At 67.1% G+C, this 12,841-nt stretch carries 11 protein-coding genes and 1 pseudogene; 3 read left to right on the top strand and 9 right to left on the bottom strand.

What is annotated here, in order from left to right:
• Window positions 1-25 precede the first annotated feature (25 nt).
• On the bottom strand, window positions 26-529 hold the full coding sequence (locus ACZY0R_RS04490; RefSeq protein WP_045236285.1) for a MarR family transcriptional regulator: 504 nt from the start codon (window positions 527-529) through the stop codon (window positions 26-28).
• Window positions 530-1,140: 611 nt separating this feature from the next.
• Between ACZY0R_RS04490 and ACZY0R_RS04485 the strand changes: the two genes are divergently transcribed.
• The 3 genes from ACZY0R_RS04485 to ACZY0R_RS04475 all read left to right on the top strand — a co-directional run bounded on the left by ACZY0R_RS04485 (window position 1,141) and on the right by ACZY0R_RS04475 (window position 3,619).
• Window positions 1,141-1,602, top strand: a complete 462-nt coding sequence (locus ACZY0R_RS04485) for a tripartite tricarboxylate transporter TctB family protein (protein ID WP_045236286.1) — start codon at window positions 1,141-1,143, stop codon at window positions 1,600-1,602.
• A 12-nt stretch (window positions 1,603-1,614) separates the two neighbouring features.
• Window positions 1,615-3,117 (top strand): tripartite tricarboxylate transporter permease, encoded by a 1,503-nt coding sequence (locus ACZY0R_RS04480; RefSeq protein ID WP_488857308.1) that lies wholly within the window; start codon window positions 1,615-1,617, stop codon window positions 3,115-3,117.
• Window positions 3,118-3,322: 205 nt separating this feature from the next.
• Window positions 3,323-3,619 carry a helix-turn-helix transcriptional regulator gene (locus ACZY0R_RS04475; protein ID WP_045236288.1) on the top strand — a complete coding sequence of 99 codons (297 nt, stop codon included), beginning with the start codon at window positions 3,323-3,325 and terminating at the stop codon, window positions 3,617-3,619.
• Between the two features lie 124 nt (window positions 3,620-3,743).
• Here ACZY0R_RS04475 and ACZY0R_RS04470 read toward each other — a convergent pair.
• The 8 genes and pseudogenes from ACZY0R_RS04470 to ACZY0R_RS04435 form a co-directional block, all read right to left on the bottom strand.
• Window positions 3,744-3,884: pseudogene (locus ACZY0R_RS04470) on the bottom strand (helix-turn-helix transcriptional regulator); the annotation flags it as partial.
• 214 nt (window positions 3,885-4,098) lie between these two features.
• Window positions 4,099-5,109, bottom strand: coding sequence for a diguanylate cyclase (locus ACZY0R_RS04465; protein ID WP_488857307.1), 1,011 nt, complete (start codon window positions 5,107-5,109; stop codon window positions 4,099-4,101).
• A gap of 120 nt (window positions 5,110-5,229) precedes the next feature.
• Complete coding sequence (locus ACZY0R_RS04460; protein WP_045236291.1) at window positions 5,230-6,249, bottom strand: chemotaxis response regulator protein-glutamate methylesterase; 1,020 nt, start codon at window positions 6,247-6,249, stop codon at window positions 5,230-5,232.
• Complete coding sequence (locus ACZY0R_RS04455) at window positions 6,246-8,612, bottom strand: hybrid sensor histidine kinase/response regulator (protein ID WP_488857306.1); 2,367 nt, start codon at window positions 8,610-8,612, stop codon at window positions 6,246-6,248. Before ACZY0R_RS04455 ends, ACZY0R_RS04460 begins: the two co-directional genes overlap by 4 nt.
• Window positions 8,609-9,343: a chemotaxis protein CheW gene (locus ACZY0R_RS04450; RefSeq protein ID WP_045236293.1), complete on the bottom strand. Its 735-nt coding sequence runs from the start codon at window positions 9,341-9,343 to the stop codon at window positions 8,609-8,611. The genes ACZY0R_RS04455 and ACZY0R_RS04450 overlap by 4 nt, the downstream gene beginning before the upstream one ends.
• Window positions 9,336-10,676: a CheR family methyltransferase gene (locus ACZY0R_RS04445; protein ID WP_488857305.1), complete on the bottom strand. Its 1,341-nt coding sequence runs from the start codon at window positions 10,674-10,676 to the stop codon at window positions 9,336-9,338. Before ACZY0R_RS04445 ends, ACZY0R_RS04450 begins: the two co-directional genes overlap by 8 nt.
• On the bottom strand, window positions 10,673-11,161 hold the full coding sequence (locus tag ACZY0R_RS04440) for a chemotaxis protein CheW (protein ID WP_488857304.1): 489 nt from the start codon (window positions 11,159-11,161) through the stop codon (window positions 10,673-10,675). The genes ACZY0R_RS04445 and ACZY0R_RS04440 overlap by 4 nt, the downstream gene beginning before the upstream one ends.
• Before the next feature lie 25 nt (window positions 11,162-11,186).
• Complete coding sequence (locus ACZY0R_RS04435; RefSeq protein ID WP_488857303.1) at window positions 11,187-12,818, bottom strand: methyl-accepting chemotaxis protein; 1,632 nt, start codon at window positions 12,816-12,818, stop codon at window positions 11,187-11,189.
• Window positions 12,819-12,841: the final 23 nt, after the last annotated feature.

The following is a 12,841-nucleotide window of genomic DNA, read 5'->3' as shown; positions in this document are numbered from 1 at the left end:
GCGGCGTCCGGCACGCCGCATTGCATCACTCCAGGACGGCCCCGTGTTCAGCGGGGCCGCTTTCACTTTCATTTCCCCTTGCCAGCCCGGCCAGCCAGCGCCGCACCACCTGCTCCTCCTGCTCCGTGAGGCCCGCGCGCAACTGCGCTTCATTCTGCAGGGCGCGCTCGCGGCACGTGGCCAGCAGCGCGGCGCCGGCCGGCGTCAGCACAATGTTCTGGATCCGGCCGTGCACCGGATGGGGCTGGCGCCGGATCGATCCGGCCTTCTCCAGGTTGGCCACGATCACGCTGACGGTCTGCGGCGTCAGCAAGGCGAGCCTGGCGAGGTCGGCATTGGACAAGCCGGGATAAGAGCCCAGCATGGTCAGCACCACGAATTGTGGAGAGGTGACGCCGAGGTCCCCCAGTGCGCGCTCCATGCGCAGCCGGTTAGCGGCGCCGGCCTGGCGCAGCAGATAGCCGAGGTAGCCGCTTTCGCCGCGTTTGCCCTCGCCGGGACGGGGCACGCCGTGCGCCGCGGCAGTCATGGCGGGGAGGGGGGCCGGGCTAGGCGGGCGGCGCGAGGCGGGATGGCTCATGGATCAATACGCTTATCATGTTCGTGCTCTGACATTATCGCAGAGTCCGCCCCGGATGCTGCGACTGCCACGCGCAGCGGCATGAAAGGCAATCGAAAGTTGCGTATGGCATTGTGCTCGCCGTGGTCAAAGCGGATGCATGCCGTCCGTGTTTTCTTGCTGCGTGTTCCACCTTGAATGCCTCGCGCTCGATGCCCTCTGCCGGCAGCCGGCGTTCGCGTGTTCGTGCCAGGCGCATATCCGATCTCCGCGGTTCCTGGTGCCTCTGGGCTTCCTTCCCCTTCAGTTTCCCTTCGATTTCCCTTCGATTTCCCTTCAGTTCCCTTTCATGCTTCTTTCGCTAATACATCACGATGTGATGCATATTTTTTTCAGGGAATTTCACTGCGTATCGGTGAATACCCCTAAACCAAGACAAATGAAAGCAAGCTGAAAGATCGCCTCTCTAATGTTCGAACCAACCTGCAGGGACAGCATCTTCCCTGCCGATCGAACCGCCTTCGCATGCAAGAGCCTGTGTGTGGAGGGCACTGCTTCTATGTACTTTGAGGAGAATCGTTTTGCGCATACGCAGCCAAAAGGACTTTGCCTCCGGCCTGATGTTCATTCTGGTCGGATTGGGCTTTTCCTTCGTCGCTCGCGGCTATTCCATGGGATCAGCCGCCAAGATGGGCCCCGGATATTTTCCGTTTCTGCTCGGTCTGGTACTCGCCATACTCGGTGCATTTGTTCTGATCGGTTCGCTATCTAGCAAGGGCGAGAAGGATCAGCTTGCCCGCTGGGACCTGAAGACCCTGTTGTGGATCCTGGGTTCGGTGGTGCTGTTCGGCCTGCTGCTCAAGCCGCTCGGCATGGTGCTGTCAGTGTTCGTGCTGGTGCTGGTGTCGTCGATGGCCAGCCATGAGTTCAGCTGGAAGGGCGCGATCCTGAACGCCATCGTGCTGGTGCTGATCAGCATGGGCGCCTTCGTGTACGGCATCAACCTGCAGATGCCGGTGTGGCCTGCTTTCATTACTGGTTAAGGAGTCGGCCATATGGAATTGATTGACCATCTTGCCTTGGGATTCTCCACGGCGCTGTCGCTGCAAAACCTGGCATACGCCTTCCTGGGCTGCGTGCTGGGTACCCTGATCGGCGTGCTGCCGGGCCTGGGGCCTCTGGCCACCATCGCCATGCTGCTGCCGGTGACCTACACGCTGCCGCCGGTGGCCGCGCTGATCATGCTGGCCGGTATTTACTACGGCGCGCAGTACGGTGGCTCCACCACCGCCATTCTGGTCAACCTGCCGGGTGAGTCGTCGTCGGTGGTGACCACCATCGATGGCTACCAGATGGCACGGCGGGGGCGGGCAGGGGTAGCGCTGGCAACCTCGGGCCTGGGCTCGTTCTTCGCCGGCTGCGTGGCAACCCTGATCCTGGCCGCGTTCGCTACGCCGCTGTCGGAACTGGCGTTCAAGTTCGGTCCCGCCGAATACTTCTCGCTGATGGTGCTGGGCCTGATCGGTGCCGTGGTGCTGGCTTCGGGTTCGCTGCCCAAGGCGGTTGCGATGATCGTGCTGGGCCTGCTGCTGGGTCTGATCGGTACCGACGTGAACTCGGGTGCCGCGCGTTTCTCCTTCGATATTCCGGAACTGACTGACGGTATCGACTTCGTCGCGCTGGCCATGGGTATGTTCGGCTTCGCTGAAATCGTCGCCAACCTGGAGCAGAAGGAAGACCGCGAGACCTTCACCGACCGCGTGACCAACCTGTGGCCGACCAAGGAAGACTTCAAGCGCATGGCGCCCGCGGTTCTGCGCGGCACGATGCTGGGATCGGCGCTGGGCATCCTGCCGGGCGGCGGTGCTGCACTGGCTTCGTTCGCGGCCTACTCGCTGGAAAAGAAGACCTCGAAGTACGCGCATGAATTCGGCAAGGGCGCCATCGAAGGCGTGGCAGGTCCGGAATCGGCCAATAACGCCGCCGCGCAGACCTCCTTCATCCCGCTGCTGACGCTGGGCATTCCGCCCAACGCGGTGATGGCGCTGATGGTGGGTGCGATGACCATCCACAACATCCAGCCGGGTCCGCAGGTCATGACCAGCAACCCCGCGCTGTTCTGGGGCCTGATCGCCTCGATGTGGATCGGCAACCTGATGCTGATCATCCTGAACCTGCCGATGATCGGAATCTGGGTGAAGCTGCTGACCGTGCCTTACCGCTTCCTGTACCCGGCCATCCTGGTGTTCTGTGGTATTGGTGTGTACTCGGTCAACAACCAGACCTTCGACGTGTTCATGGCGGCAGGCTTCGGCATCATCGGCTACCTGTTCCTGAAGCTCAAGTGCGAGCCGGCACCGTTGCTGCTGGGCTTTGTACTGGGACCGATGATGGAAGAAAACTTCCGCCGCTCCCTGCTGCTGTCGCGTGGCGAGTTCACCGTGTTCGTGACCCGTCCGCTGTCGATGGGCCTGCTGATCGCCGCCGCCGCACTGGTCGCTGTTGTTGCACTGCCGTCGATCAAGGCGAAGCGCGAAGAGGCGTTCCAGGAAGAGTAGTCATAGAGCCCCACCCGCGCCGGCCTCGTGCCGGCGCACGCAACGCAAGATTTGGGGTGCCTCTGGCACCCCGATTTTTTTAGATAGCGCTCCCGGTGCAAGCCGGGCCGCTCGCACTGAACACGCCCGGCTGCGCTCGCAGCGCCAGGGCTGCGCATGATGATCCGCTCTATCGCACCGCTGCCTGGTGCGTCACAGGCGCCGCATGAGAACTCCAGCACTAGATGGCTTCGTTTCGAAGCTGTACATCCTGAAACTTGTCCAGTCGAGTCCATCGACAGTGATGACACTGGTCGACCGTTTGCGTGAGCATGGGGTCGAGAAGAATATTCGTTCTCTCAGGCCCATCCTGCGTAGCTTGCTCATCGCACGGGCCATCACGGCGGAGCTGGTGGAAGGCAGTGGCCGGGTCTATTGCATTACGGATAGCGGGCGGGAGGAACTGGATAACTATCTCTCGCACCTGGACGTGCTGCAGAGTGATATCGGGCAGGGGAGTTGAGGGGCGCCCAACCCTCAGCCAGTCTCCCCCGCCTCCCACCTTGCCGGGTACAGCAAGAGACAAACCACAGTACCCCGCCAGGATGCCGGCCGGATGCGCTCCGGGCAGCGGTCTCACAAGGTTTTTTCAGCAAGCCGAGTTTGTGGGCTTCGAAGACGGCTTCGGTGCGGGAATTGACCGCGAGCTTCCCGTAGATGTTCTTGATATGCGCCTGCACCGTATGCACGCTGATCGACAGGTGCCCGGCGGTTTCCGCATAGGTGTGGTCATCACCCGGCTGCGCAGCGCCAGCGCGCCGGGCCTGCCGGCGCCGGACGCGCCAGGCGCCCAGGGGGCGACGCTTTCGGCCCGCGAAACCGAGGTGCTCGACCTGATTTCGCGCGGCTACGCCGGTCCTGGTCAAAACCGGCGCGGAGGCGATGAAGGCCGGCGGCGAAATGCGGCAGGCAGCAGGCGCGCGATGCGTGCCGCCCGCCCGGTCAGGATGTCATCACGGCCTGGTTGCGGCCATTGCGCTTGGCCTGGTAGAGACCCGCGTCGGCGATTTCGACGATGCGGCTGAATGGCATGTCGGCACCGGGCACCATCGCCGTGCCGCCGATGCTGACCGTCACATACGCGCCTACCGGGGAGCCGCTATGCGGTACCTGCAGGGATTCGATTGCGCGCCTGACCTTCTCGGCAAGCAGCCGCGCGCCGCCGGGCGAGGTGGAGGGCAGGATCATGGCGAACTCCTCGCCGCCGAAACGCGCCGGCAGGTCGGCAGGGCGCGCGCAGTTCTCGCGGATCACGCCCGCCACGCGGCGCAGCACTTCGTCGCCAGCCACGTGACCGTAGGTGTCGTTGTAGGCCTTGAACGAATCCACGTCGATCATCAGCAGCGCCAGCTGGCTCTGCTCGCGATTGGCGCGTTTCCATTCCGCCCCGAGGTACTCGTCGAAATAGCGCCGGTTGGACAGCCCCGTCAGGCCGTCCGAGTTGGTTAGCCGCTGCAGTTCCAGGTTGGTCTCGAGCAGCTGCTGCTGGCTCTGGCGCAGTGCGCGGTAGGCTTCGTCGCGTTGTTGCAGGTTGAGGTAGGAGCGCGAGTGATAGCGGATGCGCGCCACCAGTTCGATGGTGTCGGGCAGCTTGACGAGGTAGTCGTTGGCGCCAGCGGCAAAGGCCGCGCTTTTCATGATCGGCTCTTCCTTGGTGGACAGCACGATGATGGGAATGTCGCGCGTCGCCGGGTTGGCGCGGTATCGCTGCACCAGCGTCAGGCCGTCGATGCCGGGCATTACCAGATCCTGCAGGATCACCGTGGGGCGGGTGCGCTCCGCCACGGCGACGGCTTCGTCGGGCTTGGCGCAATAGTGGAAATCGATGTCCCGCTCGGGTTCGAGTTCGCGCCTTACCGCTTCGCCCACCATGGCCTGGTCGTCCACCAGCAGCACCATGGCCTTGTATTCATCCTGGTGCTGCCTGGTGCTAGGGGCTGTATCTTTAGACATTGTGTTCCTCATGCTCTCTGGCTGGGAGGCGCTGAAAAGCTGATCCTGGCGCGGCTGTGCTACTGCCTGTACCGCCTGGCTTGTTTCGCTGCATGTCCGGCACCTCTGTCCAGCCCGTGGTTACTGATTGTTGTTGGTGTTGCACGCCCGTACGATGCGGGCGGCGATCTGCGGCAAAGGCAGGATTTCACTGGCGGCCCCAAGCGCGGCGGCGGCCTTGGGCATTCCATAGACGGCGCTGGTGGCCTGGTCCTGGGCAATGGTCAGGCAGCCGCGCTCGCGCATGGCCTTGAGGCCCAGCGCACCGTCGCGGCCCATGCCGGTGAGCAGCACGCCCACCGCGTCGCCGCGCCAGTGCTGGGCCACGGACTCAAAAAATACATCGATCGACGGCCGGTACAGGTAGTCGCGCGGCTCTTCCGTGTAGATCATGCGAGTGGCGCCGATGAGGCGCAGGTGGTCGTTGGTGCCGGCGAGCAGCACGGTGCCCGGCTGCGGACCCTCGCCCTCGCGGGCCAGCCGCACCGGCAAGTGGCACTGCGCGTCCAGCCAGTCGGCCATGCCGGCCGCGAAGGCCTCGTCCACATGCTGGACCGCGACCACGGCGGCGTTGAATCCGGCCGGCAGGCCGCCCAGCACAGTGGCCAGCGCGGAAGGGCCGCCGGCCGACGCCCCCACCGCCACGAGGCGCTCGGTGCTGGCTTTGCGCGTCAGCGGCGCAGCCGCGCGCGAGGGCCCGGTGCGGCCATCGAGCAGCCGGCCGATATTGCGGATCTTGCGCAACAGCGGGCCGCTGGCCAGCTTCGAATCCGGCTCGGCCAGCGTGGGCGTATCGACCGCGTCGACCGCACCGTGGCCCATGGCGTCGAACACCTGGCTGGCGTTGCGGCCCAGGTCCATGGTCACCACCACGATGGCGCACGGCGTGGCGGCCATGATGCGGCGGGTTGCCTCGACGCCGTCCATGACCGGCATCAGCAGGTCCATCAGGATCAGGTCGGGCGTGCGCGCGGCGGCCATGCGCACGGCGCTTTCGCCATCCTCGGCCACCCATGCCACCTCCAGCGAAGGGTCGAGCGCGATGACGCGCCGCAGGGCGGCCACGGCCAGCTGGGAGTCGTTGACGATGCCGATCTTCATGCGCGCGCCTCTCCAATCAGGTCCTGAACGGCATCGAGCAGCGCGGCGTCCTGGAAGCTGCCCTTGGCCAGATAGTAGTCGGCCCCGGCCTCCAGGCCGCGCTGGCGATCCTGCTCCCGGTCCTTGTACGACACAACCATCACCGGCACTTGCTGCAGGCGGGCGTCGCGCTTGATGCGGCCGACCAGTTCGATGCCGTCCATGCGTGGCATATCGATGTCGGTAATGACCAGGTCAAAGGATTCGGCGCGCAGCACGTTCCAGGCATCCATGCCGTCCACCGCGACCGCGACTTCGTAGCCGCGGTTGGCGAGCAGCTTACGCTCAAGCTCGCGCACCGTGAGCGAATCGTCCACCACCAGCACGCGCTTGCGCCGGACCGGCGCCGCCTCGGTACTGCCACGGCGGATGCGGTCGATCTTGCCTTCCGACAGCAGCTTTTCCACTGAGCGGACCATGTCCTCCACATCGAAGATCAGCACCGGCGTGCCGTCCTCGGTGAGGCTGCCGGCGGCGATGTCCTTGATCTTGCCCAAGGTCGCCACCAGGGGTTGCACCACCAGGATGCGCTCGCCCAGCAGCCGGTCCACCGCCACCCCGTAGGTGCGCTCCTGGTCGCCCAGGACCACCACCGGCACCGTCTCCTCGTCGCGGCGGGCTTCCGCTTGCTGCAGGACCTGGGCGGCGCTTACCAGCCCCACCTGGCGGTCGCCGAAGCGGAAGTGCTGGCGGTTCTCCAGTTGCTCGATGTCGCCGCGCTCCAGGTGGATGGCCTGCATGACGTAAGCCAGCGGGAAGGCGTAGGCCTCGCCGGATATCTCGACCAGCAACGCGCGCACCACCGACAAGGTGAGCGGCAACTCCAGGTGGAACTGCATGCCGTGTCCGCTCTCCTGCGTCAGGCGGATGCTGCCGCGCACCTGGCGGAGCATGTCCTGCACGGCATCGAGCCCGACGCCGCGCCCCGACACTTCGCTGACGGTCTCGCGCATGCTGAAGCCGGGCAGCAGCAGGAAGTCGAGCAGCTCCGCCTGCGACAGCCTGGCCACGGTGTCCTCGGGCACCAGGTTGCGCCGAACGATGGCGCGGCGCAGGGCATCGAGGTCCACGCCGGCGCCGTCGTCGGCGATCACGATCACCAGCCGGCCGGCGTTGTGGCGCGCGTTCAGCGTGATGCGGCCTTCGGCCGGCTTGCCGGCGGCCAGGCGCGCTTCCGGCGTTTCGATGCCGTGGTCTACCGCGTTGCGCAGCAGGTGGGCCAGCGGCGCCTCGAGCTGCTCCAGGATGTCGCGGTCGACCTTGGTGCTCTCGCCGACCAGTTCGAGGTGAACCGCCTTGCCCAGCGAGCGGCCCAGGTCGCGCACCATGCGCGAGTAACCGGTTAGGCCGTCGGCCAGGGGCCGCATGCGGCTGGCCAGCGCCCGGTCGTAGATCTGGTGCGCAAGCCGGCCGGTGCGGTGGTCGTACTGCTCCAGTTCCGTGACCCGTTGCGACAACTGCTGGTGGCTCTCGCCGAGCAAGCGCTGCGCTTCGGCCAGCGAGTTCCGGGCGAGGGCGTCCGCCGGACTGGCCGCGAGCGCCACCTGCAGCGCATCGAGCGCCTGCAGCGCGCGCATCTGCAGCCGCCGAGTCTGCTGCAGCGCGTTGCCGAAGGGCTTGAGCCAGTGCGTCTCCACCATCGCCGCGCCCGACAGCGCGAGCAGCTGGTCGAGCGTATCGGCGCTGACGCGCAGCATGCGCTCCTGGGCATCCGGCAGGCCGGAGGGCTGCGTGGCTGGCCCTGCGGCCTTGGTGCCCACGACCGCGTCGGGCGCCGGGCCCTCGGGCCGCGCCGCGCTCACGGGCGTAGTGCTTGCGGCCAGCGACTCCGCCAGCGACTCGGGCAGCGGTTCGCTCCCCGGCGCGAGGCGCTGCGCGGCATGACCCGCCGCCCAGGCGTCGGCGTCGACTTCCTCGCCGGCGAGCAGCGCGGCCATCCGCAGCACCAGGGCATCAATCTCGGCCTTGCCGGCCTGGTCGGCCCAGCGGGGATCGCCGCCCGGCGGGCAGCCCAGCCGCAGCAGCAGGTCGGTACCGTGGAGCAGGGCGTCGATATGCACCGGCCGCAGCCGCAGTTCGCCGTGCTGGGCCGCCACCAGGCAGTCTTCCATCACGTGGGCCACGCGCACGCCGCCATCCAGGCCGACGATGCGCGCTGCGCCCTTGAGCGAATGGGCTGCGCGCATGCAGGCCTCGAGCTGGTCGGCCGCGGTAGGGTCGCGCTCCAGCGACAGCAGGCCGGCATTGAGGACTTCGGCCTGCGATTGTGCCTCCAGCGCGAACAGCTCCAGCAGGGAGGCGTCGCGCAACTGGTCGGGGTTCATGCCAGGCTCCGCTTCAGGGCTTGTTGCAGCAGGGCCGGGTCGAGCAGGCCGACGCTGCGTCCGCCGCTCTTGAGCAAGGCCCGGGTGTAATGCGCCGAGGCGCGCGACAAGGTAGTTGGCAGTGGCTGCAGGGCTGCCTCCGCGATCCGCTCGATGCCGGTGACTTCGTCCACCGGCAGCGCGATGGCGGTGCGGCCCTGGCCCAGGACCAGCAGCCGGGCGCCGTGCCCGGCGCCGCCCTTGGCATCGGCGGCAGCGTTGGACGCGGCGCCGGCGGCCGGGTCCTGGCCGAGCAGCTTCGCCAGCGAGATGCACACCAGCAGGTTGCCGCGCACGCTGGCCAGTCCCAGCACCGCGGCGTGGTGGCGGTGCGGCAGCGAATGCACGGGGCAGGGCGCGGTGACCATTGCCAGCGCGGCCGCCGGCAGCGCCAGCCACTCGTCGCCGATGCGGAACACCAGGCAGGACAGGGTGGGGCCGCGCGTGGCGGTCTCGGCCTGGACGGCGCTATCGGCGGGCAGGCTCACTTCGCCGGTAGGCAGGTTGTCGAGCAGCGTGAGCGCCGCGCGCGAGTAGGTCGGGCAGTTGCGGCAATGGATGTGCGTGGCCAGCAGCGGGCAACTGCCATTTCCGAGCACGCCGATGCGGCGCCAGCAGTCATCCACGGCGACAGTCGTCAAGCCGGGCGGGAGGCCATGCTCGGCCGGGGGAAGCGATGCGGGCTCAGCCATGATGGGTCGGGGTCTTGCGTTGTGCGCGGTGCCGCAGGCGCGCCGCTGCCGCGCCGTCGCCTTCCGCTTCCAGGATGGCAGCCATATGGTAGAGCGCCTCCTGGTGAGCCGGGTCGAGGTAAAGCGCGCGGCGATAGGCCTCGCGCGCGTCGGCCGGCCGGCCGGTGGCATCGTGGAGCACGCCAAGCAGGCAATAGGCGGCGGCCGACGGGCCCTGCGCTTCCAGGTGCGCCAGGCAGGCCGCCACCGCGGCGGCGAGGTCGCCGCGATCGGCAAGCCGGGAGATCCTGGCCAGCGCATCGGCGTCGGCATTGGCCGGGGCGGCCGTTTTGCCGGCGGCCGGGGCCGGTGCGGCGCGGGGGGGCGGTATCGCCATGGGCCGTGCCTGCCCGCGCGGGGCCAGCGCCCTGGCGGGCACGGCCGTACGCGCCGGCCACGATAACGGCGGCGGCGCGGCCCGGACCGGATCGGACAGCTGGGCCAGGTAATCCGGCACGGCAGGGTTGCCCGGGGCCTGCGCATGCGCGCTGCGCCGGGTAAAGGCAAAGGCGAGCGGCACGCCTGCCGAGACAAAGCCGTGCCGCGTCAGCAGGCTGGCTTCGGCCGGGCCGACGAAAATCATGGCGTCCGGCCGGCTCAGCCGTTCCAGCACCTTGAGCGAACGCCGCTGCGTGGGTTGGTCGAAATAGATCAGCAGGTTGCGGCAGAACACAAAGTGATAGGGGGCCTCATTGGCCATCAGGACCGGATCGAGCAGGTTGCCGTGCAGCAGGCGCACCTTGGCGCGCACGTTGGCCTTGAGGGTGTAGCCGCCCGCGCTGGCGGTGAAATGCCGGTCGCGGAAATCCAGCGGACTGCCCCGGAAGGAGTTGCTGCCGTATTGCCCGATGCGCGCGCGCTCCAGCGAGCGCGCGCTGATGTCCACGGCATCGACCTGGAAGCGCTGCTCCGGCACGCCGGCATCGAGCAGCGCCATGACAATCGAATACGGTTCTTCGCCGGTCGAACAGGGCACGCTGAGAATGCGCAGTGGCCCGGCATCCTCGTGTTCGCGAGCGCTTCCGAACACGCGCATGGCGGCAAAGCGGGCGAGCGCCAGCAGCGCCTCCCGATGGCGGAAGAACCAGGTCTCGGGGACCACCACGGCTTCGATCAGCGCCTGCAGTTCGTCCGGCTGCACGTGCAGCAGGTTCCAGTAGGCGTGGTGATCCGGCGCCGCGGCCGCGGCCAGGCGCTCGTGCACCGCGCGCTCGACCATGCCCGGCCCCACGGTGGCGGTGTCCAGGCCGATGCGCTCCTTGAGCAAGGCCTCGATATGGGCGGCGGTGGTCATGGCCCTGGCGCGGCAGGCTCAACTGCCGGCAAGTCGGGAAACAGGCGCGCACGTACCGCGTCGGACAGCAGGGCATCGACCTTGATCCACTGCACCATCCCCTGGCTGCCGTTGCGCACGGCCCCCAGGTAGCGCGCCGGAGCGGGGTCCACGCCGCTGTCAACAAATTCGGCGGGATCGCAGCGCAGCGTCTCGGTGGCGTACTCCAGGCGCAGCCCGAGCAGGCGCGCCGGCGCATCGGTTTGCCGGCGGTAATGCACCAGTACGGTGCGCGTGCTGGTCCGCTTGGCGACCGGCGTGCCGGTGGCCAGCTCGTTGATGTCGATTACCGGCACCACCTCGCCACCGCGCGCCAGCAGCCCGCTGACCCAGGGCGGCGCCTCGGGCAGGTGCTTGAGGGTGGTCAGCGGCAGCACTTCGGCGATCTCGTTCGCGTCCAGTGCGTAGTGGTCCGGCCCGATGCGAAAGAGCAGGAAGAGTTTCATGGCGTGGTGCCGGCGCCCGGCGCGCTCATACCTTGAAGCGCGACACGCCGGTACGCAGGTCGTTGGCAACCAGCGTCAGCTCGTCGATCGCCTGGCTGGACTGGCGCAGCGATTCCACGGTCTGCTGGGCCGCTTCGGACAACTGCATCAGGGCCTGGTTGATCTGCTCGGCGCCGCCAGCCTGGGCCTGCATGCCTTCGTTGACCATCTGCACCCGCGGCGCCAGCGATTGCACCTGGCCGATGATCTGGGAGAGCTGGTCGCCGACCTGCGTCACCTCGGACATGCCGCGCCGCACTTCTTCGGAGAACTTGTCCATGCCCATGACACCGGCAGCCACGGCGGACTGGATCTCGCGCACCATCTGCTCGATATCGTAGGTGGCTACCGCGGTCTGGTCCGCCAGGCGGCGGATTTCGGTGGCGACCACGGAGAAGCCGCGGCCGTAGTCGCCGGCCTTCTCGGCTTCGATGGCGGCATTGAGCGACAGCAGGTTGGTCTGGTCCGCCACCTTGGCGATGGTGGTGACCACCTGGTTGATATTGCCCGCCTTCTCGTTCAGGGTGGCCAGCTTGGCGTTGACGGAGCCGGCGGCTTCCATGACATGGTGCATGGTGGCCTCCATGCGCGACAGGCTGACCTGGCCCGTGCCGGCCAGGCCGGCGGTCTGCTCGGCGGCGCTGGAGACTTCGGTCATGGTGCGTACCAGGTCGCGCGAGGTGGCGGAGATCTCCCGCGAGGTGGCGCCGATCTCGGTGGTGGTGGCAGCGGTCTCCGTGGCGGTGGCCTGCTGCTGGCGCGCGGTGGCGGCGATCTCGTTGACGGAAGTGGTCACCTGGATGGCCGAGCGCTGGGCCTGCCCGACCAGCCCGGTAAGATCGCCGGTCATCTGGTTGAAGCCCTGCTCCACCTCCAGGAATTCGTCCTTGCGATTGAGCGACAGGCGCTGGCGCAAGTCGCCGCCCCGCATATTGGTGAGCAGATCGACGATCGAGCGCATCGGCACGGTGATGGAACGGAACAACAGGTAGCCGGCTACCAGCGACTCCAGCAGGGCGGCAATCAGCGAGACCTCGATGCTGATCTTGGCGGTCTCGACCGCGTGGTTGATGCTGGTGGCGCCTTCGCTGGCTACCTTGTTGTTGTCGTCCAACAGTGCTTGCAGGGTAGTCCGGCCTTCGTCCCAGATGGCATGGACCGGGCCGCGCAGCCGGCTTTCCATGGCGCCGGCTTCGGCGCCGCCTGCCGCGAAGATCACCGAAGAGGCTTCGTCATAGCCACGGCGGATCTCCTTGTACTTCTCAAAGCGCTGGCGGTCTTCGGGGCGCCGGATCGAGTCGGCGTATTTCTCCTCCAGGGCGTCCAGCCGCTTGCGCAATGCCGCATTTCTCTCAGCATACTGGTGCCGCTCTGCTTCATTGGCCGCGGTAACGCTCTGCCATGCGAGGACATAGGTCTCGCCCCAGGCGCCACGCATGGCGGTGCTGTAGTAGAGTCCCGGCAGGGCATCGTCGCGCAGTGCTGTGGCATTGGTTTCGATGGCCGACTGGCGGTCGTAGGCGATCACCGCCGTGAGTAAAATGACCGCCAGGATAAAGGCGAAACTTACCAGGATGCGCGTGCGGATGGTCCAGAGGGTCACGATGCGTTTTCCCATTGCTTTTCTTGTAGTAGGGGGGA

The sequence above is a fragment of the Cupriavidus sp. F041 genome (assembly GCF_057814235.1).
The sequence above is the reverse complement of the archived record's forward strand: the minus strand, read 5'-3'. Positions and strand labels throughout refer to the sequence as shown.